At 67.1% G+C, this 25098-nt stretch carries 32 protein-coding genes; all 32 read right to left on the minus strand.

Going from position 1 to position 25098, the window contains the following annotated elements; translation table 11 throughout:
- Position 1: 1 nt before the first annotated feature.
- Positions 2 to 6196 (minus strand): tape measure protein, encoded by a 6195-nt coding sequence (locus tag PWS46_RS05670; RefSeq protein ID WP_434619183.1) that lies wholly within the window; start codon positions 6194 to 6196, stop codon positions 2 to 4.
- A gap of 60 nt (positions 6197 to 6256) precedes the next feature.
- The gene (locus PWS46_RS05675) at positions 6257 to 6454 is read right to left on the minus strand and encodes a hypothetical protein (protein WP_434619186.1); all 198 of its coding nucleotides are present in this window, start codon (positions 6452 to 6454) and stop codon (positions 6257 to 6259) included.
- A gap of 56 nt (positions 6455 to 6510) precedes the next feature.
- Positions 6511 to 6867 carry a hypothetical protein gene (locus tag PWS46_RS05680; RefSeq protein WP_434619189.1) on the minus strand — a complete coding sequence of 119 codons (357 nt, stop codon included), beginning with the start codon at positions 6865 to 6867 and terminating at the stop codon, positions 6511 to 6513.
- Between the two features lie 124 nt (positions 6868 to 6991).
- On the minus strand, positions 6992 to 7462 hold the full coding sequence (locus tag PWS46_RS05685; protein ID WP_434619192.1) for a hypothetical protein: 471 nt from the start codon (positions 7460 to 7462) through the stop codon (positions 6992 to 6994).
- Positions 7463 to 7531: 69 nt separating this feature from the next.
- Positions 7532 to 7927, minus strand: a complete 396-nt coding sequence (locus tag PWS46_RS05690; RefSeq protein ID WP_434619195.1) for a DUF3168 domain-containing protein — start codon at positions 7925 to 7927, stop codon at positions 7532 to 7534.
- Positions 7924 to 8376: an HK97-gp10 family putative phage morphogenesis protein gene (locus PWS46_RS05695; protein WP_434619198.1), complete on the minus strand. Its 453-nt coding sequence runs from the start codon at positions 8374 to 8376 to the stop codon at positions 7924 to 7926. The genes PWS46_RS05690 and PWS46_RS05695 overlap by 4 nt, the downstream gene beginning before the upstream one ends.
- Before the next feature lie 121 nt (positions 8377 to 8497).
- Complete coding sequence (locus tag PWS46_RS05700; protein ID WP_434619201.1) at positions 8498 to 8833, minus strand: phage head closure protein; 336 nt, start codon at positions 8831 to 8833, stop codon at positions 8498 to 8500.
- Complete coding sequence (locus PWS46_RS05705) at positions 8834 to 9361, minus strand: hypothetical protein (RefSeq protein WP_434619204.1); 528 nt, start codon at positions 9359 to 9361, stop codon at positions 8834 to 8836.
- Positions 9358 to 9666 (minus strand): head-tail connector protein, encoded by a 309-nt coding sequence (locus tag PWS46_RS05710; RefSeq protein WP_434619207.1) that lies wholly within the window; start codon positions 9664 to 9666, stop codon positions 9358 to 9360. The genes PWS46_RS05705 and PWS46_RS05710 overlap by 4 nt, the downstream gene beginning before the upstream one ends.
- A 3-nt stretch (positions 9667 to 9669) precedes the next feature.
- Positions 9670 to 9804: a hypothetical protein gene (locus PWS46_RS05715; RefSeq protein ID WP_434619210.1), complete on the minus strand. Its 135-nt coding sequence runs from the start codon at positions 9802 to 9804 to the stop codon at positions 9670 to 9672.
- Positions 9804 to 10277 carry a hypothetical protein gene (locus PWS46_RS05720; protein WP_434619213.1) on the minus strand — a complete coding sequence of 158 codons (474 nt, stop codon included), beginning with the start codon at positions 10275 to 10277 and terminating at the stop codon, positions 9804 to 9806. Before PWS46_RS05720 ends, PWS46_RS05715 begins: the two co-directional genes overlap by 1 nt.
- A 53-nt stretch (positions 10278 to 10330) precedes the next feature.
- Positions 10331 to 10801 (minus strand): hypothetical protein, encoded by a 471-nt coding sequence (locus tag PWS46_RS05725; protein WP_434619216.1) that lies wholly within the window; start codon positions 10799 to 10801, stop codon positions 10331 to 10333.
- A 22-nt stretch (positions 10802 to 10823) separates the two neighbouring features.
- Positions 10824 to 12179 (minus strand): phage major capsid protein, encoded by a 1356-nt coding sequence (locus PWS46_RS05730; RefSeq protein ID WP_434619218.1) that lies wholly within the window; start codon positions 12177 to 12179, stop codon positions 10824 to 10826.
- Positions 12180 to 12262: 83 nt separating this feature from the next.
- Complete coding sequence (locus PWS46_RS05735) at positions 12263 to 13420, minus strand: hypothetical protein (RefSeq protein ID WP_434619221.1); 1158 nt, start codon at positions 13418 to 13420, stop codon at positions 12263 to 12265.
- Positions 13417 to 14682, minus strand: a complete 1266-nt coding sequence (locus PWS46_RS05740) for a phage portal protein (RefSeq protein WP_434619223.1) — start codon at positions 14680 to 14682, stop codon at positions 13417 to 13419. Before PWS46_RS05740 ends, PWS46_RS05735 begins: the two co-directional genes overlap by 4 nt.
- 46 nt (positions 14683 to 14728) lie before the next feature.
- The gene (locus PWS46_RS05745) at positions 14729 to 16438 is read right to left on the minus strand and encodes a terminase large subunit (protein ID WP_434619226.1); all 1710 of its coding nucleotides are present in this window, start codon (positions 16436 to 16438) and stop codon (positions 14729 to 14731) included.
- Positions 16438 to 17037, minus strand: a complete 600-nt coding sequence (locus tag PWS46_RS05750) for a terminase small subunit (RefSeq protein ID WP_434619229.1) — start codon at positions 17035 to 17037, stop codon at positions 16438 to 16440. The genes PWS46_RS05745 and PWS46_RS05750 overlap by 1 nt, the downstream gene beginning before the upstream one ends.
- Positions 17038 to 17172: 135 nt before the next feature.
- Positions 17173 to 17535, minus strand: coding sequence for an HNH endonuclease (locus tag PWS46_RS05755; RefSeq protein WP_434619232.1), 363 nt, complete (start codon positions 17533 to 17535; stop codon positions 17173 to 17175).
- A 36-nt stretch (positions 17536 to 17571) separates the two neighbouring features.
- Positions 17572 to 17760 (minus strand): hypothetical protein, encoded by a 189-nt coding sequence (locus PWS46_RS05760; RefSeq protein ID WP_434619235.1) that lies wholly within the window; start codon positions 17758 to 17760, stop codon positions 17572 to 17574.
- A 2-nt stretch (positions 17761 to 17762) separates the two neighbouring features.
- A complete protein-coding gene (locus tag PWS46_RS05765; RefSeq protein ID WP_434619238.1) occupies positions 17763 to 17978 on the minus strand; it encodes a hypothetical protein in 216 nt (71 codons plus the stop codon).
- A 2-nt stretch (positions 17979 to 17980) separates the two neighbouring features.
- Positions 17981 to 18280, minus strand: coding sequence for a hypothetical protein (locus PWS46_RS05770; protein ID WP_434619241.1), 300 nt, complete (start codon positions 18278 to 18280; stop codon positions 17981 to 17983).
- 104 nt (positions 18281 to 18384) lie between these two features.
- Positions 18385 to 19098 carry a hypothetical protein gene (locus PWS46_RS05775; RefSeq protein ID WP_434619244.1) on the minus strand — a complete coding sequence of 238 codons (714 nt, stop codon included), beginning with the start codon at positions 19096 to 19098 and terminating at the stop codon, positions 18385 to 18387.
- The gene (locus PWS46_RS05780; protein WP_434619247.1) at positions 19095 to 20447 is read right to left on the minus strand and encodes a hypothetical protein; all 1353 of its coding nucleotides are present in this window, start codon (positions 20445 to 20447) and stop codon (positions 19095 to 19097) included. The genes PWS46_RS05775 and PWS46_RS05780 overlap by 4 nt, the downstream gene beginning before the upstream one ends.
- A 2-nt stretch (positions 20448 to 20449) precedes the next feature.
- Positions 20450 to 20731: a helix-turn-helix domain-containing protein gene (locus PWS46_RS05785; RefSeq protein WP_434619249.1), complete on the minus strand. Its 282-nt coding sequence runs from the start codon at positions 20729 to 20731 to the stop codon at positions 20450 to 20452.
- On the minus strand, positions 20728 to 21009 hold the full coding sequence (locus PWS46_RS05790) for a DUF2312 domain-containing protein (protein ID WP_434619252.1): 282 nt from the start codon (positions 21007 to 21009) through the stop codon (positions 20728 to 20730). Before PWS46_RS05790 ends, PWS46_RS05785 begins: the two co-directional genes overlap by 4 nt.
- Positions 21006 to 21515, minus strand: a complete 510-nt coding sequence (locus PWS46_RS05795) for a hypothetical protein (RefSeq protein ID WP_434619255.1) — start codon at positions 21513 to 21515, stop codon at positions 21006 to 21008. Before PWS46_RS05795 ends, PWS46_RS05790 begins: the two co-directional genes overlap by 4 nt.
- Positions 21512 to 22093, minus strand: a complete 582-nt coding sequence (locus PWS46_RS05800) for a hypothetical protein (protein WP_434619258.1) — start codon at positions 22091 to 22093, stop codon at positions 21512 to 21514. Before PWS46_RS05800 ends, PWS46_RS05795 begins: the two co-directional genes overlap by 4 nt.
- A gap of 3 nt (positions 22094 to 22096) precedes the next feature.
- The gene (locus tag PWS46_RS05805; RefSeq protein WP_434619261.1) at positions 22097 to 22330 is read right to left on the minus strand and encodes a hypothetical protein; all 234 of its coding nucleotides are present in this window, start codon (positions 22328 to 22330) and stop codon (positions 22097 to 22099) included.
- Entirely contained in the window at positions 22327 to 23208 is an 882-nt protein-coding gene (locus PWS46_RS05810; protein ID WP_434619264.1) for a hypothetical protein, read from the minus strand. The genes PWS46_RS05805 and PWS46_RS05810 overlap by 4 nt, the downstream gene beginning before the upstream one ends.
- Positions 23205 to 23759, minus strand: a complete 555-nt coding sequence (locus PWS46_RS05815) for a hypothetical protein (protein ID WP_434619267.1) — start codon at positions 23757 to 23759, stop codon at positions 23205 to 23207. The genes PWS46_RS05810 and PWS46_RS05815 overlap by 4 nt, the downstream gene beginning before the upstream one ends.
- Positions 23756 to 24010: a hypothetical protein gene (locus tag PWS46_RS05820; RefSeq protein ID WP_434619270.1), complete on the minus strand. Its 255-nt coding sequence runs from the start codon at positions 24008 to 24010 to the stop codon at positions 23756 to 23758. Before PWS46_RS05820 ends, PWS46_RS05815 begins: the two co-directional genes overlap by 4 nt.
- Positions 24003 to 25097, minus strand: a complete 1095-nt coding sequence (locus tag PWS46_RS05825; RefSeq protein ID WP_434619273.1) for a hypothetical protein — start codon at positions 25095 to 25097, stop codon at positions 24003 to 24005. The genes PWS46_RS05820 and PWS46_RS05825 overlap by 8 nt, the downstream gene beginning before the upstream one ends.
- Between the last annotated feature and the right edge of the window lies 1 nt (position 25098).

The raw sequence follows: 25098 nt of genomic DNA on the forward strand, positions 1-25098 counted from the left end.
ATCACCCGTTCACGGCGCGGCGCTGACCGACCGGGGCGGCGGAGCGGCCAAGCTGTTTGCCGATGCTCTTCAGCTCGCCCAGCGTGTCGGCATCGCCGTCTTCGATGGCGTCAAGGATGCGCTCCAGCACCGCGACCGCCCGGTCGAGGCGCTGTTCCAGCCCGGCGGTGTTGATGACGATGGGCGGGATGCTGGGCGCGCGCAGGGCGGTGACGTTGCCGCCCCAGCGGTCGTTCGCCGCCTGGAAGCGCCGCGCCATCGCCAGCGATGCCTCGTGCGGATAGACCCGCTCGCCGCCGGCCATTCGCACCAGCTCCCGGCCATGCTCGCCAACCCAGGCGAAGCCGGGCGGCGCGCTGTCGGTGCCGCTGGCGAAACCGGGAATGCTGCGGGTGCCGGCCAACACCTCGTTGATGCCGTAGGTCTTGAACCACAGGGCGAGGTTGAAGGTCGGATCGGCCGCCCGTGCCGCGATGATGTCGCTGAAGCCGCCGAAGGCCTGCTCGATGTCGGCATTGCTGAAGGCTTCCAGCCGCTGGCGCTTCTGCTCAATCGTCCTGTCGACCGTGGTGGTCGGCGCGGTGCTGGAGTTGCCACCGGTCAGCCCCTGCAACGCCGTCAGCGACGCCTGCCAGACCAGATAGGACTGGTTCATGATGCTGTTGAGGTCGGTCAGCGCGCCGTACTGTTTCTGCCCCAGGTTGGCAGCTTCAGCCCGCTGGCGCTGCAGCTCCTTCAGCGTGGCGTTGGCTGTGTCGAGTTGGCTCTGCGCGGTGTCGACGCCGTCCGATTGGAGACCGGCGAACTCGGCAAAGACCTGCCGCACCCGGTCATAGTCGGTGGTGTCGGTCGACCCGAAGAAGCCCTTGGCGAGCTGCACCAGCGTCGGACCGAGCTGCTGCAGGGTGGCGATGGCCGCCGTCTTCTCCGCCTCGCTGGCGGAGGCATCCTTGGCCGTGGTGTAAGCCGTTTCGAACTGGCGGCGGGCTTCGGCCAGCCGGTCGCGGGCGTTCAGGGGCGAGTTGTCGTTGACGGCGAGCGCGTCATAGGCCTGCCGGAACTGCTGCATCGCCTGGGCGCTGGTCTGAAGGCTTTCGACCAGGGCCTGTTGCGCGGTGATCTGCGCGTCATAGGCGGCCAACACATCGGCCTGTGCCAGGGCGAAGGCCCTCTGCCCCCGCTCCGCCGCCTGCACCATGCGAAGCTGGGCGGTGTCGTAGCCGGCGGCCTTGGCCTGGGCGAGTTCCACCGCCTGTTGCTGATCCAGCGCGATCAGGCCGGCACCGCGGTCGTTGCCGAGTGCAGCGTACATCCGGCTGTTCAGATCGGCCTTGTAGGCTTTCAGGTTCGCCGCCGCCTGCACGGTCGCCGCGCTGGTGTCGCGCATCGACACCGCCAAATCGTGGATGGAGCCGGTGAAGCTGGCCGCGATCACGTCGAGTTGCGACGCGTCCAAGCCGTTCAGCAGGCTGGTCAGCGAGGCGTCGAAGATCTCTGTTGCCCGCTGGGTGCTGAGACCGACCGCCGTCAGATTGCGGGCGTTGATGTCCCGCGTCTTCACCAGATCGTTGATGGAGTTGATGTAGTCGCGGCCCAAGGCGCTGTTGAGCTGGCGGTTGGCATCGTCCTGCACGCTCGCCTTGATACGGGCGCGGGTCTCCTTTTCGATCTGGTCGACAACGGTAGCCAGGGCGGGGTTGAGCTGCTGATAGGCGTCGCGGATCGCCTGAAACTGGCCGGTCAGCGACGCCATGTCCTGTTCGACCTGGGTGTAATCCGGCGGGTTGCGGAGCTGGTCGAGATAGGCATTCAACTGGCCGGTGGCGAGCTTCACATACTCGCTGCCCAGGTCCAGCTTCTTCGCCCGCTCCAGCTCGTCCAGCATCGGCTTCAGCGATTCGGCCGTCGCTTCCTTGGCCGCCTTGGTGAAGCTGTTCAGCGACTTGTCGAGAGCGGCCAGGGCGGTGGTGCCGGCGTCGATGCCGGACCCCAGCGCGATATCCTTGGCAGCGTCCTCGTAAGTGGTCGCCTTGGTGTTCTTGATTGCCTTGGTGACGGCTGTCCCGGCGTTGGTCAGCCCGCCCTGTTCCAGCAGGGTGTACCGCAGCAGGTTGCCCAGCGCATCGTCGCCCTTACCGAATTCCTTGTAGGGGACGGAGCCGCCGACATAGAGGCCCTTGGCCGCGGTCTGGCCGATGCCGAACTCTTTCGCCAGCTTGCCGCCGCCGGCCGCCGCCGCGGTGAAGATCGTGCTGAAGGCGGTGCCCAGCTTCTGTGCGTCTTCGATCTTCCCGTCATTGTCGACCTGGAAGTTGCCCGCCGTCGCGCTCTTGCCGCCGGCGGTGATGGTGATGTCCGCCGACGCGGTGGGACCGACCGTGGCTTTCTGGGTGCCGATCATGCCCATGATCAGGCCGGCAACGGCACCGATGGCGGCACCCACCGGGCCGCCCAGCGACGATAGGCCGATGACGGTGGAGAGGTAGCCCGCCCCAGCACCGGCAAGGGCTCCTGTTGCACCACCCACGACCTTGCTATTTGTCTTGGTGCCGAGCCAGCCGCCGACAAGGCCGCCACCAAGTGCACCAGCGCCACCAGCGGCCAGGACGCCGCCCAGCGTCGCGCCGCCACCTGTCGCGGCGGCAGAGTTGGTGATGGCCTCAGACCCGACGACATCGACATAACCGGGCGCGATGCCGGATGATCCGGTCCACAGGGTGGTGTTCATCACACCGTCTAGCCCGCCGGTCAGACCCAGCTTGTCCATGGCCCAACCGCCAGCCTTGGACAGGGCGGCATTGGTCAGGCTGCCGGTCAGGCTGCTGGTGGCGGAGCCGGCCGCCCCGGCCGGGGCGGTGATGCCGAACAGCGACGGCATCGCCCCCACGACCTGGGTGACAATGGGCAGGACGATGTTGGTTTCGAGGGCGGCAACGGCGATGCGCTTGAAGATGCTCTTGAACAGGTCCACCACGCTGGTGGCCTTGCTCGGGTCCATCAGCCGGTCGTACAGCGCTTCCGAAATGTCGCCGGAGATTTCCTTGGCCGTGGCCTGGACCGACTTCAGATAGTCGATCATCGCCCGCTTGTCGGCGATCTGTTCCTGCCACGCCAGCCACTGCCGCGCGCCGTCCTCGCCCAGCTCCGCCACCTTACGGGCGGCTTCCTGCTGATTGCGCATGGTGGTCAGGGCGCGTTCGCGCACCGGCTCCGCCTGCCCCATCAGCTCCAGCTCACGCTGGGCCAGGGCAAGGTTGTCGTTCGCGGCCTGACGTTCCTGCTGAAGCCGGTTGTTGTCGTTCGCCGCCCGGTTCTTCCGATAGGCGTCCATCGCCTTGTTCAGCGCCTGCTGGGCTGCGGTGCCGGCAACGGTGGCATCGCTGCCGAACTTGCGGATCAGGGCAAGCTTGTATTCCTCTTCCTGCGCCACCCGGACGGCAGCCCCACCCGACGCCATGGCGAGCGTCAGCGCGTTGGTGTTGGCCGTCTCCAGCTCCAGCGACCTGACGGTCTCGTTGCTGATTTGCTCGATGGCCGCCGCTTCCTCCCGGCGGTTGGCGGCGGCGACCGCCATGACGTTGCCGTTCCCCTTGGCGGCTTCCTGCGCCAGCTTGGTGGCATAGGTCGCCTGCCGCGTCGCCGCCTCGCCCAGGCCGGCGGCACGCGCCATCACCATCTGGGCATCGGCGGCCAGCAGGATTTCCTTGCCGGCCTGACCGGCGGCGGCACCGGCTTCGGCGATGGCAACGGCATAATCCTGGGCGGCGTTGGCTTCGGCGACCTTCCGGTCGACGCCGCGGGCAACCATCTGCTCCACCGCCTTCTGGCGCTGCAGCTCTGCGGCCCCGGCCGCGTTACCGGCGGTCTGCGCTGCGGTGATCCGCTTTTCGAGGTCAAGAACCTTCTCGCGGGCGGCGGTGGCGGATTCCACCCGCTTGGTTTCCACCTCCTGTGCCTTGCCCAGCAGTTGCAGATACTCGGGGCTGACCGTGGTCAGCGGGGTTTTGCCCTCCTTCTCCCGCTGCTGGTTGATCTGCTGCAGGACGGTCAGCGCTGTGCGGGCGGCTCCCTCCGCCGCGCCGGCCTGCGCCAGCTCGCGGTTCATGTCGGCGATGGCCGACGCGACGGGATCGATCTTCAGCTTCAGCGCGGCCATGATGCCCGCGATCTGCTGGGCATCGGTGCCGTAGCTGCGCAGGAAGCCGGCCCCCGCCTTCAGCGCCTGCCCCAGCGCGGTGACCGCCTTTTCGGTTTCGGCCTGCTCGTTGGTCATGAGCTTGCCGGACTGGACCGTCATCCCCGCCTGTTTCAGCGCGTCGGACAGGGCGGTGTTCAGCGCGTTGAAGGCGGCGGTGCCGCGCGATAGCTTGCTCGCCATCTCCAGACCGACCGCGTCGCCGGTCTTCTGCCCCACCGCGTTCATCGCGTCGAGGGCCGCCGCTGCCGCCTGCGCCCGCTTGCGGGTGGTTTCCGCCACCTCGATCAACTGGCGCATCACCCCGGTCTGGTTGGGGGTGCCATCGGCACGGACGTTGCCGGTCCGCTTGTACAGCGCTTCCTGGGCGGCCAGCTCCGCCTGCGCCGCCGCTGCCGTGTCCTGGGCGGCGGCCACCTCGTTGCGCTGTTTCTCCAGCAGGGCGTTCGCCTGTTCACGGGTGGCGGAGGTCAGTTCCTGCACCCGCTGCCGACCATCGGCCAAGGTGCGGTTGTAGGCTTCCTGCGCCTTGTCCGCTTCCGTGGTCCGGGCGGAGAGGTAATAGACGGCGGCACCGGCCGCCAGGAAGGCGGCACCCCAGGGGCCACCGACCAGACCCATGACGGACGACAGCCCGGCCCCCGCCCGCGACAGCAGGGTTGCGGCGGCGGTGGTGCGGGCGATGGCGGAGGCCTGCGCCTGCGATGCCATGTTGACGGCAATCGACGCTTGCGCGACCCGTTCGTCGGCAGCGGCACGGGTGAGGCGGGCCGCCGTCAGAGCTTCTTCCGCCTGGGTCAGGCGGGCGGTCTTGCCGATGGCGGCATCCAACGCCACCGCGGCTTCATACTGGGCGGCACGGGCGGCCAGATCGGACCGGGCCTTGACCGCAGCCGCTTCGGCGGCGGCAAGATCAGCGGCGGCGGCCTGGGCAGCGGCGGCAGCCCCGGCCCGAAGCGCCGCCTCCTTCTGCAGCACATGGCCGGTGTTCTTGACCAGTTCACCGCGCAAGGCGATTTGCGCCTTGGCGAACTCCAGCCCGGCGGCGACCGCCGGCACCAGCCCGCGCGCGACGTAGACCGACGCCATGGCCGTGCCGACCGCCGTCACCCCGGTGGCGACGGCGTTCAGGTTCTCGCCCAGCGCCTGGATGCCGCGAGCCAGGGTCGTGGTGGCCCCGGCCGCTTCGTTCGCCTCGCCGATCAGCTTGCCCATGGCGTTGTCGAGGATGGCGAGCGACCGGCTGATGGTCGGCACCGTCTTGTCGAACTCCGCCTGGATCTTGGGAACCTGCCCAAGGAAGGCGTCGAAGAACTGTTTGTTGCTGACCTTGCCGTCGTTGATGAGCTGTTTCAGGCGCGAGACGGAGCCGCCCGCTTCGGTCAGCCCATCGGCGACCGCCTTCGCCACCCGTGGGGCCCCGTCGAGGATGGAGTTGAATTCCTCCGCCTGAACGCGGGCGGAGCCGAGCAACTGCCCGAGCTGCTGCATCGCCCCGGAGGCGGCGTCCGCGCTGGTGGCGGAGACGGCGAGCGCCTGGGCGACGCCGCCGGAGAAGCGGGTCAGTTGTTCCTGGGACGCGCCCAGCTCGCCCGCCGCCTGGGAGGCGCGGCTGTAGACGTCCACCACGGACGCCATGGACACGCCCGCCTTCTGGGCGGCCTGGAAGAGCTGTTCCTGCGTCGCCTTCATCTGGCCGGCGTCCTGCGCCACCTGCCGCAGGCGGTTGCCGACCTGGGTCCAGGCTTCGGCATAGTCCTTGGTCTTGGCCGCTATGGCGGCGAGACCGCCGATGCCGATCACCGCGGCGAACTGGTTGAGCCGCTGCGTCACCAGGGCGGCGGAGCGGTTGACCCGCTCCATCGCCTGATCCATCCGGCCCGCTGACGTCGTCAGCGCCCGTTCGGCGCGGGCAACCGACTGCTCCGCCGACCGCATGCCACGGTCAAGCCCGCCGGTATCGGCGGTCAGAGAGACGGAAAGGCCTTCGAGTTCAGCCATGGACGGATTCCGGATGGAGGAAGGGCGCCGCGGCATGGCCGGGCACCCTGCTGGTCGGACTCAGGCTGTCGGCTTCCGGTAGCGTGGATTGCTCCGGAGGATGGCGATCAGCCGGTCGGCGGCTTCTTCCTCGGACGCGGCGGAGGGGGCTTCCTCCTTCTCCGCGCCCCAAGGGTTGGTTTTCTTCAGGAAGTCGACGCGACCATCCAGGGCCAGCTCGATCTGGGGTATGGGGGTGTCCCAGAAGACATCCGGCACCCATCCGAGCCAGCCCGTCGCGTACTTGAAGAGTTGTTCCAGATATGCGTCGAGGGTCAGGCCTCGCCGTTTCCCTCGTCTTCCTCAACGTCCTCGGTGGACGGCATGTCGTCCGGCCGCTTGCCGCCGTTCATCAGGATGACGATGAACTCGACCAGGGGGGCTGCCAGATCGCTGATGCCGGCGCTGTAGACCTTGTCGTTCAGGCCCTTGGCCGCTTCGCCGCGGATACCGGCACCGGCTGCGATCACGAAGGCGGCGGCGGCGATGTCATGGCTGGCGATGCGCGGCACCGCTCCCTGCAGGCCTTCGAAGTGGGTGCTGATCGCCATCGCGGCGCGTGGGGTCGGCTTCAGCACGACCTTTTCGCCGTCGAGGGTGATGGTGACGGTGCCGGAATTCAGCTTGGACATGGTCGAAGTTCCTCTTGGTCAGGGGGAAGAGTGTCAGGGCGGATGAAAAAGGCCGGTGGCGCCCTGACTCGCCACCGGCCCGCTGAACCGCCACCGGAGCGCAGCCCCGGCCGGCGGTATGCCGTCAGGTTCCGCGGGCGCCTTCGATGATCCCGCCGTCGATGCCGATGTTGATCACGGCCTTCACGACCTGATTCGCGTCGCCGAACTGGTTCTTGTAGGAGAAGATTTTCGCCGGATAGCAGAAGCGGGTCGGCTTGGCGCCGGCACCGGCCGGCTTGTCGTTCAGCTCGACCTTGATGTTCACGTTCTCATAGCTGTCCAGGCCAGCCAGGACATCGCCCTGACCTTCGTCATCCGGGTTGCGGGCGACGGTGATGGAGAAGGTGCCATTGTCCAGAGCGCCCTTCAGACGGTGGACGATGGCTTCGTCGATGGTGGTGTAGGTCACTTCCTGGAACTGCGCGCCGAACTCGCCGACGTCCAGCAGGTTGCCGACCTTCACCCATGTCAGCGCATCGTATTCGGTCAGCGTATCGCACGCGGTGCCGGCTTCGATGTAGACCTTCATCTTCGCGGTGGAAATCGCACCCATGGGGGTTCTCTCCTTAGAAAAAGAGCCGCCCCATGGGCGGCCCGGAAGCTCCGGCAATGCCGAAGACGGTCAGGCGCTCTGCAGCAGAGCGCGGAAGCGGATCACGCCGTGACGGGTCAACCCGTCCGGCTCCATGAAGAGGGCTTCGAAGGCGAAGCGCAGGGTCACCAGTTGCTGACCGTCGACCGGTAACGGCTGCTGGTGCAGCGCCGCCTTGATCGTGCCCATCAGCTCCTTCGTCTCGCGTTTGCCGGCATAGCGGCTCCAGACGTGGATGACGGTGTCGATCTCTTCGGCTTCGTCATCGCCCAGCATCGGCCAATCGGTGACGGTGTCATCGCCGATCACGACATAGGGGAAGGCCTGCCCCTGCGGCACGTCGTCCAGCACCGGCACGGCATCGCCCAGCGCCGTCTTCAGCGCGGCGAACAGGGCCTTCTGAAGCGGCCAGGATGCGGCGCTCACGACTTGCCCCCTTGGCGGGCGGCGGCACGCGACAGCGCCTCATTCACCGCGGCGCGGATCAGCTTGACACTCTGCGCCCGATGCCGGCGGTAAGCCGGGAACAGGAAGGGCTGGGCTGGGGCGCCGGGATGGTGGATCACGCCGCCGTCCGACATCCGGATGTCGTGGGGGGCCGCGCCGAACTCGACCAGATGGATATGGCGGGCGCGGCGCTTGCCCCAGGAACCGACACGGGCCTGAAGACCGTTCCGGCTGATCATGAGCCGCAGCTTCCGCTTCAGCTCCCCGGTGGCGTAGGGGTGTTCCGGTCCCGGCGCAGCGGCCAGGGCGTCGGCGTAGATCACCGCGCCAGCCTGGGCCACAGCCTGGGCCACCCCCGTCTTGATGTCGATCGGAAGCTTGCGCAGTGCCGCCTGCAGCGACCTGCCGCCGGTGATCTTGCTGGCCATCAGAGGGCACTCCACAGCTTGAAGCGGACGCGCCCACCGACCCAGAGCACGAGCCCGGCTTCCGGCCACCACCATTCCAGGCGGATCACGCCGAACCGTGCAGTTCGGATCAAGGCAAGTTTCATGGCGCAACCCCCGCTTCGGCGTCGATGGTCATGAAGGCTTCCCGTCGGCCGGCATCGGCGATGAAGCGGATGTTGTGGGTCCGGCCCCGCCAGACGATCCTCATGCCGGCGTCGAGCCCGTCCCGGTGCCGGACCTTGAAGCGCATCATGGTGGCAGATTCGACCTGCCGGGCCTCGGCGCGCTCACGGCCGGAGACCGGCCAGACCTTAGCCCAGACGGTGGCGACCAGCGCCCAGGCCTCGACCGATCCGCCACCCTCATCCGGGACGCGGGTCTTGGCTTCGATCTGGATCCGTTGGTCCAGATCGCCGGCACCGGCGGTCTTCATCATTCAACCCTCCAGCCAAGCGGGATCGGGGCGGCCCAACAGGTCAGCCGTCCAGCCCGACAGCGAGCGGACCCGGCCGTCGAATTCACCGCGGGCAGCGCGGCGCCACTCCAGACGGTAGCCGACGAACCCCGGTCCGGAGCGGCGCGCGCCGTCATAGAAGTGCCGCCCGTTGTCGATCGGCACACCAGCCAGCACGACGCGTTTATGTCCGAGCCGATGCAGGGCGATGCGGACGGCGAAGAGACCGGAGGAGCCGGACAGCTCAAGGTCCGTCACCACCCGGTCGATCCGGACGCCGTCGGCGGCGTCAAGACTCCAGGTCTGCCCCTCGAACGGCAAGCCTCGCGTCCTACGCTCATCGACGAAGGCGCCGAGCCGGTCGGGGTGGAGCGTGGCCCAATGGTCGAGCCGCCCGGGGTAGAAGGCGCCCGCCCGGTTCACCGCCATCACCGGGCCGGGCCAGTCGCCCAGCGCGGCAACGTCCGCCGACAACGCGGCCCCGGAACCAAGGATCAGCAGCGGCTTCATGCGAGGGGTATCCAGCGATAGGCGCCCAGCAGCCGGTCAACCGTCGGATTCATGGTGTGGGTAGCGCCGATGATTGCGCCCTCCCGGACCGCGTAGAGGTCGCCCAGGATCAGCAGGATGGCGACCTTCACCGAAGGCGGCACCGGCACCTCGGCGCCATCGGCATCGGTCCAGGGCACTGGCCGGCTGAGATGCTGCACGGCGGCGTCCTCGGCCGCCGCCAGCTTCAGCGCGATGTCGGCGTCCTCATCCGCACCGTCGACGCGCAGATGCGCTTTCGCCTCTTCCAGGGTGACGATGGGCATGGATCACCCCTTGGTGGTGTAGGGGACACCCCGCCCGGTCGCCGACGGCTTCCCAGGTCGCAGATCGCGCATGACGCGCTGGGTCTGTTCGACGGGCGCCGGCTTTGCGACGCCTTCCCGCTCCGGCGCGCTCGCCATTACTGGGCGCCCCTGGCGACGCGCGGAGGGGTCACGGTGCGCCGCTGACCCTCGCTCGCCTCGGGTTCAGGCTTCACTTCAGCGGCAGGCTTGTTGCCGGCCGGGGCGATGTCAGGGGCCGCGCCCTCGCCACCGGGAGCCGGGGCAGTCATCTCCTCAGCGTCGGCCTTCGCGGCCTCATAGGTGATCCGCTCGGCCGCCACGATGCCCGCTGCTTGGGACACCAACTCGCCTATCGGCGTGGCGTGGTCGACCTCGATCCCCCGCTGCCGGAAGCCGGCCAGCAGGCTATCCAGCCCTTCGGCCAACTGTTCGGAGGGGATAAGCGGCCCACCCTCATTGCCATCGAGCGCGGTGGAGGCAACCGCCACGGCCACGCGCCTGGAAATGAAGCCGGCGGCTTGGGCATCGGGGAACGATGCCGTTTCCCCCGCGAGATAGGGGGTGTGGCTCTTGAGGAAGCGCACGAGCATGGTGAATGACGGGGCCTTTCAGCCCCGCCCCTCTGGTGTGGGTTGGGACTGGATCAGACCAGCGTGCCGCTGACCGGGTTCTCGGTTGCGCCGGCCAGGATGTAGGTCACCCCGAACTCGCAGACGTCCGTGTTGGCCGCCGACAGGTTCGGCGTCACCTGAAGCCGGACATACCGGTTGGTGCCGCTCAGGTCGAAATCCAGTTCCACCACACCGGTCACCGTTCCGCCGCCGCCCGGCCCGGTCGCGACCACGGTGGCCGGCAGCGCCGGGCCATAATCGTCCGCGCCGCTGCCGCCACTGTCGCTGGCGTCCTGAAGGTTGGCGGCGAAGGTCAGCGTCGCGGCGGCGGCCAGCGTGGCGGTGTAAGTCACCACAGCCTTGAGCGACGCGAAGCCCAAGCGGTCGACCCAGGCGCAGTTGACCTCGGTGTTGTCGCCGGCCCCGCCGGCCGTCACGTCGACGCCGGCAACGCCGTGGCGGGCGGCGATCAGCGCCGCCGCATTCTGCATGGATGCGTGCATGGTGATATGCCTCCCGCTCGGGTTAGTAGCTGACGCCGGTGATGCAGGAGCCGGCTTCCGGCCGCTCCAGCTTGCAGTCGGCGTACATCTCCATGTGGATGAGGATTTCGTTGGTCTGGGTCAGGAAATAGCTCTTCCCGTCGGCACCGACATAGCCGCCCTCCAGCGACACGCGGACCTCGGCGTCCGAGCCGTTGGCGACGATGATGCTCGGGCCGTTGAAGAACATGATCTCCGTGTTCGCCCCGCCCAAGTTCGTGGGGACCTGATTGGTCTCCATGATCGGATTGCGCAGCAGGGTGTTGTTGACGTCGATGCTCGGGTAAATCTTGTTCCCGTTCGGGTCGCGCAGGTCCGCCAGCTTCGCCACCGTGCGCGGCGCCATCACCCAGTAGCCGCTGGTGACGATGATGTTCGCCTCCTTCGGCAATGTCACGGCCTTGCGCAGATCCGCCTCGATGGACGCCGAACTGGTGCCGCTGATGGCGAACACGTTTCCGGCAGCGATCTGCGACCGCAGGCCGAGCGGAACATGCTCGGTGCCGCCGCCGCGCAGGAAGCCCGAGTCCTCGTTGACCGCCGTGCGCTCCTGCAGCCGGCGGACGACATAGGCTTCGAGGTTGCGCACCGCCGCACCGCCGTTGCGCGCCTGATCCAGCAGCCGACGGGAGATGACCGCCTCGATGGTCAGGCGCTTCGGATCGAGGCGGATGTCGCCGAACTTGAACTCGCCAGGAGTCGGGGCCGTGTTCTCGCCGGTCCACGAACCGTTGGGGGCCTGCGTCTCCTTCGGCAGGATCATGGTGCCCGGAACATTCAGGACCTGGGGCGACATTCGGCGCACCACCGTCATGTTCTCCAGGCCCCCGATGATGACCGAGGCGAAATCCGGGAGGGACAGCGCGCCACCGGCGGCGTAGTTGCTGAGGTTCATCGAGCGCTGGATGACGGCGACGGTGTCCTCGCCATAGACCTGACCCAGCCACTTTTCGGCGTTCAACTCGCCGCCGGTGTGGCGGACCATGATGTCGGCGAGCATGCGGCGCACCGGCGCCATCTTCACCACCTCCTCGCTGCCCTTCACGGTGGCCGGCAGCAAGGCGAAGGTGCCCTCCGGGGCGCTGCGGGGGGTGGCGCCGTTGGCGGCCATCGTTTCCATCGACACGGCGCGCTCCAGTTCCTCCCCCAGGTCCTTCGCGACCTGATGGGCGTCGGCATACGCCTTCTCGGCATCGGTCACGGCCTTGGTGGCGGCCTCCTTGCCCGCAGCATCGGCGGTGCGCAGGGCCGCCTTGGTGGTCGTGATGGAGTTGGACGCGGTCTTCGCCTTGTCCACCGCCGCGGCGAGTGCCTGGCGGATTTCCGGGATCGTCTTCATGAAAAGCTCCACGCAAAAAAGGCCGGGCGCGAGGTGCGGCCGGCCGGTCATCCGCCAGGAAAGCGGATCGGTTTCCCCTGCGATCAGGCGAGGGTGAATTCGAGGGATTTCAGTTCCAGCATCCGCAGATCGGCGGCCCTGGTTTCCAGATCGTCGTCCTCGGGCGCGACCTGTTGGATCACGCCGTCGATCAGGTCGCGGGCCTGGGTCAGGCTGGCCTCGTTAGTGCTGGACAGCACGCGCCCAGCCTTGACGGTAAGACTGGGAATGGCCTTCCCGTGCAGGGCGCCGATGATGTCCTTCAGGGTCAGCGGCGGGGCATCCTTGGCGACGTCGTCGCCCTCCTGCTCGCCCAGCTCGGCCAGCATCTCCGCGACCTCTTCCTGCGTCATGGCGATCAGCGCGGCGCCCAGCTGACGCAGCGCGTCCGCCAGCATGCCGGGCACGGCACTGCCGTCATCCTCCCAATCCGCCTCGGAAGCCGCGCTGCCCTGGATCCAGTTGATCTCCGACAGGGCGCTCGCGAGATAGCCGATGTGCCACAGCCCCTTGGCGGTCAGCGGCGGCGCGCCCTTGGCTACACCCCCCTCCACCGACTTCTCCGCCATGTTCGCGAGGCGGAGGATTTGCCCCCTCACACCCTTCTGCGCCGTCTTGGCGATGGCGCGGAATTCGCTTGCGAGCTTCTGCGGCACGGCGGCGGCGGCGCGCAGCTTCGCCAGCTCGGCGACATCGATCGATACCGTGCCGGACCGTTCCACCACCAGGGCGCTCCGGACGGCCGGGACCGACACGAAGGACAGCTCCGCCAGTTCGCAGGTCTCGTATTTGATCCCGCCGCCCAGGTTGCATCCATTGGCGTCGAACCGCGGAGGATTGGCCGGGTCCAGCGCCGACAGGTTCTTGCCCATGAAGCCGATGGACACGGCATTCACAACCTTGTTCTTCACACGGTTGTAAATCAGATCGGCAAGCTCATCCTCGCCAGCCGGCGGGAACTGGACCAGGGCGGTCAGCTTGCCGTCGGTGACGCCGATCTCGGCGCAGTGGGCAATCGGCCGATCCGGGTCGTGCTGCCACAGCACCACCGGGTTGGAGCGGTAGGCGGCGAGGTCGATGCCGGACTGAACCACCATGTCGCCGGCGCGGTCCACCTCGGGCGCCGAACAGATGACGCGGACCTGCCGAAGGTCGGCCAGGGTGGTGGCGGTGCCGCTGTGGGCCTTGCGCTGCATGCTCATTTCGGTTCCTCGGGGTTCGGAGCGGCGCCCGGCTCCGTCGGGCTCTTGCCGCCGGGCGGAGTGATGGAGACGACAGCGCCCTGCTGGTCCACATAGGCGGTGTTCAGCGGGCGCGCGAAGACGTTGCCGGCCGGGCTGGGGTTGTACCCCTCGTCGATGCGCCATTCGTTCGGCATCAGGGCGCCGGACTGGAACATGGTCCGGTTGCCTTCCTGGCGGGTCTTGAAGTCGGCGCGCAGCAGGCGGCGGACGTCGAACTCGACATAGACGCCATCCGGCAGGTTGAAGGCCCGCTCGAACTCGGCTTCGAATGCCTCCAGCATCGGCATGAGGGTTTGATCGTAATAGGTGCGGGTCAGCGCCTCCACGTTGTTGTTCGTCATCCGGTCCAGCATGCCGATCATGTGCAGCGGCACGCGGAAGCCGCGGGCAATCTCCTCAATGGTCAGCTTGCGCTGCTCTAGGAACTGCGCATCGACCGAGGTCATGCCCAGCGCCTGAAACTCCATTCCCTCTTCCAGAATGACGGTGGTTCCGGCATTTCCAGACCCGGCGTATCGCCCCCGCCAGCTATCTCGCAAACGGTCTGCGACATCTTTGGTCAGCGCTTTGGGGTGCTTAAGGACGCCGCCCGGCTGGGCGCCATTTGCCATGAGCTTGCCTGACAATTCCTCGCCAGCAATGGCAATGCCGATGGCCTCCCGCAACTGCGCCAGGGGTGACAGTCCGACGATGCCGTCGAATGTCATCCCGCGGACATGGAGGACGTCGTAATCCGGGACCATCGGCGGCACATTGCGGAGCATGGCATTCTCCAGCGTCGTCCGCCGGGAGATGGCGTAGAACAGGCGCCCGTCCATCGCCTCGTAGATCGTGACGCTTCCTGGATGCACCGGCCAAAGCCCAGTCGCATTCCCGAACCGGTCCCGCAGGATCACCGCGATGGCATTCCCCCTGAACCCCCAAGCCGAGAACATCGCGAGCAGAAGACTGACCGGTGTCATGTGCCGGTTCGGGCGACGGAGGATAGCGTGAAGCGGGTGGTCGGTCGCAGGCTCCCGCGAGCCGTCCGGCTTCTCGCGCCAGACCTGCGGCTTGAGTTTCGCCCCATCCTCGGCAATCACCCGAACGCAGGAATAGACCGCAGAGACGCGCATAGCCGTGGTGTCGGAAACCCGGACGCCGGAAGCCACGGGCGCCCCGCCCATCAACGACACAAAAAGATCGGAGGGATTCTGTGAGGAGCCGAGATCCTTCTGCACGGCAACATCCTGCTGCCGGTCGCGCTTTCGCTTTCCCATGGACGCCTCAAATCGTCAGGAAGCCATCGGCCCTTTCGGCCGACAAGTAGACGGATGTGCCGCCCTGCGACGCTGGATTGGTCGCCATCAACGCGACCGCGTCGAACGCCGCCATCAGGGCGTCGATCTTGCCCGCACCCGCTGCCTGCTTGGTGATGATCACCGCGTTGCCACGCGGCTCAACCTTGGCATTACCGACACACCAAGCCATCAGCGCTTGCCCAGCGTGTGTCAGGGTGCCGTCAACCAGCTTTCGCTCGGCCGTCTTGATGGCGCCGGTCAGTTTCCATCCCTGGCTGACACCAATCACTCGATCCTTGCCAGAGGGGTCTTCGTCTCCGCCGATCTTCCGCTCGGCCAGCGCATCAACGATGGCGCCAACGCCCATCGGATCGAGGCCGACCGACGCCAACAGACCGGAAGCGTCCACCTCGGCGATGATGTCGACAAGCTGCGTCACGTCGTCGGGCAGACTATCGACGATGGTCAGGTCGCCACCCTTCTCGAAGTCGATGAGTCGCGGCGCCTCTTCCTTCCGCCGGGCCAGCACACCGCGGTGCGCCCAGGCGTGGACCCACAACAGCCATCCCCGCGTGACCTTGTCCCGGCCAAGGATGGCGAGCCCGAGAAGATCATCCAGGCCGCCCCCGTCGATGCCGACGACCACCACCTCCGACCGCTCCAGGATCGCCTTGAGCGTCAGCGCCTTGTCGCCGCGCGCCTCCCAATGATCCGCGCCAGCCCAGCGGTCGGATCGCAGATTCAGGCCGATCTCGACGTTGAGGTGCTGGGAGGCGAACAAAGCCAGTGCCTCAGGGCCCTCGCGGTCAGCCTTCCCCATCTCTCGCACGAGGAAGTCGGTGTTGACCGATCGACCGAGGTTCGGGTTGACCAAGCCCATGTGCTTGGCCTTGGCCCACCCCTTGTCCTTGGCGATGTGAGTCGGCAGCTCGTAGATGACGGGCAGCAACGGCAGTTGCTGTTGCCCATCACGCACACGTCTGGCCGTTCCCAGCTCCGATCTGAACACGCCCGCCGGCGGCGTCTTGCTCTGCGTCGAGATTTGGAAGAGGAACCCGTCCGGCCGGGCCGCCAGGGCGCCGCGCAGCTCGACAAAGACATCGGCCGCGCGCGGCTTGCTGGCGAAGACGTGGGTCTCGTCGATCAGGATGAAGGTGGCTTTCGCTCCGGTCACCGCGTCGGTGTCGGCGGCAACGATCTTGATGGCCGCGCCGCTGATCCGGTGCGTGATCGTCCGGATATGTCGCTGCGGGTGGAACAGCTTCTTCAGCGCCTCATCGGTGCGGATCATGCCGGCGGCCTGCCGGAACGAGATGTCGGCGATCTCCTTCGTCGGCGCAACGAGCAACAACTCGGCCTCGGGCCGGCGGTTGATGATGGCCGCCGTCACCATCACTGCTGCTGCGTTGGTCGATTTGCCGTTCTTCTTGGGCACCAGGAGAAACACCTCTTGGATCGCGCGGCAGTGCGTTACCGGATCGTAGGACCCAAACAACGCCGAGACGATGTCGCGGAACCAGTCCCCCGTCGCTTCAGCCAGCGTCGGCGTGCCGATCACATCGGGTAGGCGGAGCCGGTTGAATATGCGAACGGCCTTGGCCGCCTCCTCCCGGTTCAACGGAAGGTCGGGCACCAGCGACCGACCGGAGAGGATTCGGTCCTCCCAGTCGAGACAGGCGGTGTTCCAGCCGGTCATCAGTTCGGCCTCGCGCCGTTGAAGGCGAGATCATCACCCCAAGCATCGGAGGAGGTTGCGGCGCGAGCATCCTCGGCGGCCTTCTCCTTCTTGCCCTTCTCCTCCGGTGCCGCGACCGGGCGGAACATGCCGAAGTGCTGGCCGATCTTCACCAGGGCGCCCAGCTTGTCGTGCATCCGCACTTTCAAGGTGCCGTCCTTGGTCTGGGAGATCTCCAGAATGGCCGCCGCCGCAGTATCCGAAAGCTTGGCGCTATCGGTGATCACCACCTCGTTGCCAATCTCCAAGACCGGTTCTCCGGTGTCCGGATCTTCTGCAACCTGCCGAACGTTCGCGCGCCACTGCACGACCTGCCGGATGTCGCTGAAGCCAAGTTTCGCAAGCTCAGCAATCACCATCTCGGGGGTGACGCCAGAACGCGTGGAGACAATTTTCCTACGCCGTTCCAGCTCCGCGACCACCTTAGCATGGGTTAGCAAACGGCTTGCCTCGACGGCGGCATTTTTCTCGCTGTAACCGGCCGCGATAGCCGCCTGTTTCCCATTAGGATCAAGGAGATAGGCTTCAACGAAGCGGCGCTGCTTTGGCGTCAGAGACATTAGCAAATTCCTCCAGCCATCGTTGGCGGGGAAAAATTCTGCGCGTGGGAGGGGACGCGGTCCGCCGGTCGGCCGCCCTTGGGGTTTCAACCACCCCCTACCCATGGCCGCAAACGGCGTGCCAGATGCCCGCCCTCAGGCGGACCGCGCGAACCCATGATCCCTGGCCGTCCGCCCCGAGTGGCAGGGCTTGCACAGCACCCGCAGGTTCGAACGCTCCAGCCGGAGGTCGGGCCTGTCGGTGATGCTCTCGATGTGGTCCACCTCAGCAACCGGTGTGGTGGCTGTGGCCTCGCGCTTGCGCAGCACGACGATGGCGCCGCAAGCCTCACAGCGGCAACCCCGTTCGATCACCACCGCATCTCGCAGCTTCTCCCAGTCACGGTCGTAGCCGCGCTGATGGGCCGAACCGCGAGTCTCGTCATGGCGGCGCTTGCGATCCTGTTCCGATGCGGCGGGCGCTAGAGCCTTGCCGGTGCGGGTGTCCAAGATGGACAACGGAGAGCGCAGGGAGCGGAGCCGCGAAGCCATGGATCAGCCTTCGGTCAGTCGCTGTGACGTGGCTGTGAAGCTATCCATCGCCCCAGTCGGCATACGACCGTCGATGCGCTCCAGGGCCGGCCCGATCATCTGGGTTGCGTGGCGGTACGCCTCACACTGGGCGACGCAGTCAATCAGGTCCGCGGCGTCGGCCATGGACTGCGAGAGGGGCTTGCGATCCATGGTCACCGACCTCCGTCAATCATCTTGGCTGTGGCATACAGCGCGGTGTGAGCGTCAAGTCGAGCGGCGAAGGCGTCCTCCGCATCCTGCCGGGCAGCCTGGATGCGAGCCGCATCACCCACGGTCAGCGCCGACTTGAACAGGAGCATGCGGGCCTCAACGGCGAGGTCGGAGGCCACAGCGGCGTCGGCGGCCTGTTTGATAGCGAAATTGCTCATGGTCAGCACATCCGCTCCACAATGCCGGCCGGCGGACGGGCAATGATGACGGCATTCTGCTCCACGAGCCGCTCGACCTGTTCGGCCAGAGCATTGGTGGCCTTCGCCTGCTCCGTCATCGAGGCGATGACGAGCTGGAAGGTCTCGTTGCCGGGGCCGGGCTGCGGACGGCGCGTCCAGATCCAGGCGACCGCGATGCAGGCAATGCCGATGACGGCAGCGACCTGGGCGGCGGGGGACAGGATGGAGATACGGGTCAGCGTTTCCCCAACATCGGGGATCGGTAAGGGCAGATTGTCCATGGAGGCGATCCCCAAAAGCAAAACGCCCCGCACGGGCTAGCCCGGCGAGGCGCAGAAACACTTTTTGTGAGTGTCATAAGTGGTAATTGAAAATTTTATCGGGGTCAAGTGCCAGTCGATGGCTTGCCGCTTGCCGCCGCACGAGCCTCAGCCGCTCCCCAGGCGTCTGCATCGGTCACACCGAAGTCGACAGCCTCCCCAACTCTGCCCATGCGCTGCCGACGGCTTTCCGGGTCGTAGCCGTAATGCCACGCCAGCACCCCCAAGGCCGCCACCAAGACGCCCTTGGCCGCCGTCGGGTTAAGGCTGCGCCCTGTGCCGAAGATGGTCCGCTCGGCGTGCTCCTTGACCGTCATCCCCTGACCGAGGATGTCCCATACGGCGTTCGCGGCCGGGCTGCCCATCCCGCCGAGAGCGCGGACTGCAGAGCCCACATCTTCCCGCGCCCGGTAGACCTTGGCCGGTTGGTCCCGAAGGGCACCACCGCCGCCGCGGGACAGGTCGGCCGCCTTGAGGGGGTCAAGGTGCGCGATGCCGAAGCTGGTCTGGAAGTGCTCGCCAGCTTCGACATGCCACGCCTGGATTTCCTCCTTCCGCTGGAGGGCGTGGAGGATATCCACGACGCGGTACGGGCTGCCCACTCCGCCGTCTGCGTCGATCACGCTGCGGTCGTGGGACGGGCGCAGGATCGCAGAGCCGGCGTGCTCCACGGCCTTGTGCTGGCCTCGGATGGCGAGGGTTTCGGGATCGGGGGGAGCGATGCGCTCCCGCTTGCGCTGCCCAGGCAGGGCGGCGTTGGTGGCCTTGGTGCGGCTCATTTCGAGGCCTCCGCAACAGTCGCGGGATGGGGGATGATGGTGGCAGACGCGCCCTTGCGCCGGGGGGCGGCGACAACTTCGACCGCGTCCACATCGAGACAGACCCGCAGGTCCTGATCGTGATGAACGCGGAGGCGGTCAGCGATGACCATGGTGGGGGCGGTGATGGTGGCGACCCCATCCGCGACGCTGACCGTGCAGGGCTTCAGCCATGTGGTCCACTGCGTTGCGGTGAAACGAGCGGCGTAGGGCTCCGGGGCGCGGGTCTCATCCGCCACTTTTGACGGATTGCGCCGGGCGGCGGATATCGCGGCCCGAACGTCCTTGTCGATCAGCTCCAGGGAGACCGGCATGCCGACGCGGGGTCGCTTGGACAGCCGCTCGAACTGGCGATCGATGGCCTCGGCGATGGCCTGGACAGCATCCGCGTCCGACAATCCAGCGCTTCCGGCCAGCTCCAACCAGCCTCGGATGACCACCTCGTCGCCGTCGTGGCGGTCACGCTCAACGGCATCGAACCAGTTTTCCGCAGACCGCGCAACGGCGGAAAACACGGTTTCGACGGAATCAGTCAAATCCCCGTCAGAAATTCCGGCCGGCTGGCAAAGCGCGTCCTCGCGCGCCTTAGCCGCCGCCGAAGGAGATTTATCTCCTGAGGCAAGGCTAAGATCTCCCTGTCTCTGTCCCTGTCTCTGTCTCTTGCGATCCTGCCGGGAGTCCCGACCGTTATCCTGCCGGGAGTCCTGCCGGGATTGCCGATCATCATCTTGTGGGACTTCGTTCGGGAGATCGGCCGGGACATCCTGCGGGACTGCCGACCGGTTTCCCGTCAGGATTGCCGGCGGCTTGCGCTTGGTCAGCGCCTTGGACTGCGGATTGAGTGCCGTCAGGAACCGCCGCGCGGTCGCAACCTGTTCATTTATCTGGGTTGCGTCGAACTCGATGCCCCAACGCTTGGCGTTGCCAGCACCGCTGCTCAACCGCTGCGCCAGCTTCTCCAGCCACGCTTCCAGGGCCTTCTCGGCAACGATGGGGTGATAAAGGCGCCCATCGGCGCAGAGTATCCAGCCGCGCAGTGCGCCGGCCCTGCGCAGCTTGGCCCAGGTTTTCAGATCTCGACCGTAACCGAGCGTCTTGCACAGCGCGCCATCGTCGTTCGGCAGGCTCGCGGCCGGGATTTGGTGCCATCCTTTGCACCATGACGCGACGCCAGCCCGGAACGACTCGGCATCCTCAAGCGCCATGATCTCGCTATCGAGCAGGCGAGCGACCTCCAACGGCATGAATTTGAAGTCGGTCAGGTCCACTTCGGCCGGAACCAGGGGATCCGGGAGGGTCGTTTCGGCCATGTTTAGCCTCCCACGGTAATGGGCGTCGGATCGGTGACCGGCGCGTTGATGGTGTCGATTGAGGGGGTGAGGATGACGCCCAGGGCGGAACACCACCGGAACATCGCGAAAGCGCCCGGCTCCGAGTCGCCGTTCTCCCAACGCTCCAGAGAGCGCAGGCCGAAGGCACCCATGCGGGCTACATCCTCCTGACGAAGCCCCAGCTGAAGCCGGCGGCGGACAAGCAGCGTCCGCAGGCGGCTCCAAGCACTCATGGGGTTGGTGGCGGCGCCCTGGCTGGTCATTCCACCATCCCCAAGGCTTCCTTGTAGAGTTCGAGGATGGCTTCCTGCTCCTGGCGGTCGGCCTTGTCCATCTTCCGCAGGCGGATGATCTGCCGGATGATCTTGGTGTCGAAACCGGTGCCCTTCGCCTCGGCGTAGACTTCCTTGATGTCGTCCTGCAGCCCCTTCTTTTCCTCTTCGAGACGCTCGATGCGCTCCACGAAGGACTTCAGGCGATCCGCCGCGATGCCGCCGACGTCGCAGCCAGCGCTTCCGGAGTTGTGTCCCATGCCGGTCATAGCGGTAGCTCCTCTTCCATCGAATCGAAGTCGCAGGACATCGGGTCGTCCATATCGGCCATCATCTCGTCGATCTCGGCGGGGGTGATCGGGCGTGCGCCCGTGATCCGCTTCGCCAGCGCCCATTCGGCGTCGGTCATCGTGCGGGGCTTGCCGGACCAGCGGACGCACCAGCGAAGCTCGTCGAGGGCGGTACACTCGTCCCACTCGGGCTCTTCGCCGCCGGACATGCGCCCGACCATCGGCGTGCCTTTGAGGGGGTGGGATGGCGGGTTCATGTAGACCCACCCGCGACCGTCGGCGGCGGGCTTCTTGTGCTGGTGCTGGCCAATGCAGCGGGCATGGACAGACCGGCCGCGCTCCCAACAGGATCGGTCCATGATGAGGGTCCCGCCGATGTAGTTCTCCCCCTTGGTTGCCAGGAACATTTCGTCCGGCCCGACACCGAAATGGGCCAACAGCGGGGCGGCCTTCTTCGACAGCTTCTTCAGGATCCGGAGGTTCATGACAGCGCCTCCCGACGGCTTTCCAGGCGCGCCTCAATGGCGGCCGCAACCGCTTCATCCATCCGGGCCAGCCGGCGAACGAGCGGGTCCGGATGCCAGCCCCAGACCCACTTGTCGCGCCCCTTGCGGCCCGTCCTGGGATCGGTGGACGAGGCGCCACGAGAGAAGGCGAGCCGTACCCATCCGTCATGCCGGTAGAGGTCGCCGCGGTGGAGGACGGCGTCCTGGTAGCTGATAGCCCACTGGTAGCCACGGGTGGCGCACAGGGCCGGATAGACCGTCATCCGCCACAGCCGGAGGATGGCGCGGCACCAGTCAGGAGCGGCGGCGCAGACGCGGCCAAGCTCGAAGGCTTCGGTGCGGGAGAGGCCGGCGGCGCAGCGGGGCGTCATCAGCGCACAGGAGGCGGTGACCGCCACCAGCTGCCCGTTGTGGCGCATGCCGAAGAACCAGTCGTCGCCGTAGCTGGGGCGCAGCCACGGTCCCATCTTGTGGCCCCAATCGGTGAGGCACTGGTTGAGGTCGCCCAGGTCGATCGGGTCGAAGGACACCAGGGGCGGGGCGAAGGAGAAGTTCATCCCTTATGCCTCCTTCGGCAGGGTGTGACCGACTGCGCCAGCGCCTTCGGCGGTGACGTAGAACCAGTCGGACGAGGGGGTGGCGCGCTCCAGAAGGCCGCGGCGGGCCATGTCGATGCACAGCTCGCGAGAGGCAGAGGTTTCGGGCGCGTTGAAGTGGTTCCGATAGGGCTTGTCCGAGTAGGAGAGACCCAGGGCGCCGATGATGATCTTCCGTTCGGGATCGGTGAGGGTCATGCCGTCACCTCTGCCTTCGCCGGCTGGTCACCGGTCAGCTTCTCCCGTGCGCGGTCGATGGTGCGCTGGATGTCGTCCAGGGCTTCGAGCGCACGCTCGGCGGCCATGCTGGCGTCCAGACGGGACAGGCGGGCCTCCGCCTCCCTGAGATCGCGATAGCCCGGCCAGCGGGACTCCAAGCCCAGCAGGGCCGCCAGCCTCTGCCAGACCTCGGCCGTCTGCGTGGCGTAATAGCCCAAGTTTCGGACCTGCCACACATCGGAGCGGTCGAAGGTGGCGCAGTCGGTGTCCATCCCCAACGCTGCGGCGATCTCGCCGGCCGCCTTGGCAATGGCCTCCCGGTTGGTGAAGACGGCGGCAACGTCTGCGCCCAGCTCCTTCGCCAGACGGTCACGCACCAGCCAGTCGTGAGCCTTGCGGGGTTCGGCCTTCCGGAACCGCTCGGCCCGCTCGATGCCGTCGAACAGCATCTTCTGCCAGGCCTGGAGGGGAAGGTTCTCGACCGGACGGAGCGTCGGAGCCTTGACGGTGCGCCAGCCGTTCGGACCGCGCGCCATGAGGCCACAGCCGGCCGGGATATCCTGCTTGCCGATCAGCCCGGCCGGGGTGGCGAAGATCACGGCGGAGGCGAACGGCAGATAGGTCTGCCACTTGCCGTGCGTGACATCGGCGCGGAAGTCCGAGACGGACACCTTGCACTCGTAGGCGATCGGGCAAAACCGGCTGTAGGTCGTGGGCAGGCAGTAGACATCGGGCCGGGGGGAGCCGGACGGGCCGAGCTGCATGTCCGTGAAGGTCAGGCGGTTGCTGTAGCCCACATGGCCCGCCAGATCGTCGGCCAGAGCGTCATGGGTCCATTCGGTGGTGGGGGTGGTCATGCGCCCCTCCCGTCGTTCAGGGTGGAGCCGAGGGCGTCGGCGCCTCGGGCGACCGCCATAGCGCGGTAAACGGCGGCAAGAAGCTCGTCGTGAGCGTTGTGGTTCGGTTTGCGGGCGACTCCCGACGCGACGGAGGCGCGGAACGCGGCGTGCCCAGCACCCAGCATTCGCTGGGTGATGGCGGGTGCCCGGCACGGCACGTCCAACTCATCCCGCTGAAGGCTGGCAACCCACTTCCGGAAGCCCTCCAGAATGGGCGCAGCGTTCTCGTCGGAGGCCCAGCCGCAGAACCCGATGAAGCCGTCTGACTGGAAGGTCACCGCCTCCCGGCTGCGGAAGTAGAAGCCCCGGCACCGCAGCTCCGCCTGGATGGGCTTCTCGCCCTTGAAACGGAGGCTGAGGGAGCGGTTCATCCGGTAGTCGCGAAAAAGGGGTTTCGCCCTCAGCTCCGCGTCGATCAGGCTGACGAGGCGGTGGAGCAATTCGTGGGTCAGGACGCTGTAGTCCAGGCCGCTGGAGGCCCAGAGGGCGCGGGCTTCGTCTCGGGTCATGACCGACCCCTCTGGCTGGCGAACTGGCGATCTTCCCATTCCGTGAGGGCCGGGTTGTGGAAGTGGAGCGGGCCGCCGGTCAGTACGGCGCCAAGCTCGTATTCATCGACAGCGCCGCCCTTGCACTCGTATTCATCGGAGCAGTCGCGGGTGACTTGGCAGCGGGTCTCCGCCTCCTCGTACGTGGAGGCGCCGCACACAGAGCAGGTGCCGGCGATGAAGCGCGGTGGGGCTTTAGCGTGGTCAGCCATTGGCGGAGCCCTCCGACTTGGCGTCCGCCACCAGCGGGCGCACATAGGCCAGCACCAGATCGCCATCCTCGCTGTCCCAGGCGCCAACGAGCTGGTAGCCGTCCTTGTCGACCTGGGGCGGGCACGCAGCCTCCAGGGCCGCGCCGAAGGTGTCGTCGATGACCATGTCGCGGAGGCCGTCGTCCCACTCCTCCACCTTCAGGCGGAGGTCGAAGCCGTGGCTCTTGGCGATCAGCTTCAGCTCCTTGCTGGTCATCTCGTCGTCGCCGTCCAGCATGGCCGGGCCGAACCGGCCTTCGGGATAGTCGATGCGGCGGAGCGGGTCGTAAGCGGGGGTGGCGGTGGGATTGTCCGGCAGCAGCCCGGCGGCGTGCGCCTTGGCCAGCAGTTGGCCCATGCACCACAGGCTTGCCATGGCATCGGCGCCAGGATCGGCGCTTTCTCTGACGAAGTTGTTCAGCGTGTTGCGCGCGCGGACCATCTCGTTCGCCATCTCGCGAGCGATCTCTTCGGCGAGACGGGGGCTCGCGCCATGCCCGCCAGATGTGGCGGACGCCTCGGCCGGCGTGACGCTCCACCCATGGAACCACGCGAAGGCAGCATAGGCGGCCACGTCGATGGGATCGCCCTTGTGGACGTGGCGGAGCAGCTCGGCCGCCAGTTCGCCGCGCCAGTCCGGACGCATCCAGTTGGCCGTCCAGCCGTGCTTGACCTCGAAGGCGCGGAGCTTCTTCGCCATCGCCTCGGCGAAGTCGCGGACCAACGTGGCGGTGTTCGGGTGGAGGCCCTCCGGGATCATAAAGCCGACGCGATAGGAGGCGGCCAGCGCCTGGGGTGATGCGGAGACCGGGGCGGCCGGCAAGTCCGGCGTCTTCTTGATGGCCCAGGCCTCCATCCGGTCAGCATGGGCGCGGGTAACGAAGAGGATGTCCGGCTTTGCGCCGGCGGCCTCCGCCAGATCGGCCCAGGCGCGGACTGCGGCAGCGCCAACGGCGTCCTGTCCGCGGATCAGGAAGACCGGTTCATCGGCCGGGATGATGCCGGCGGTGTCTTGGATGCGGTCGTAATCGGCGCGTGCGTGCTTCATG

Source organism: Azospirillum sp. B2RO_4 (assembly GCF_051124815.1).
Lineage (GTDB): Bacteria > Pseudomonadota > Alphaproteobacteria > Azospirillales > Azospirillaceae > Azospirillum.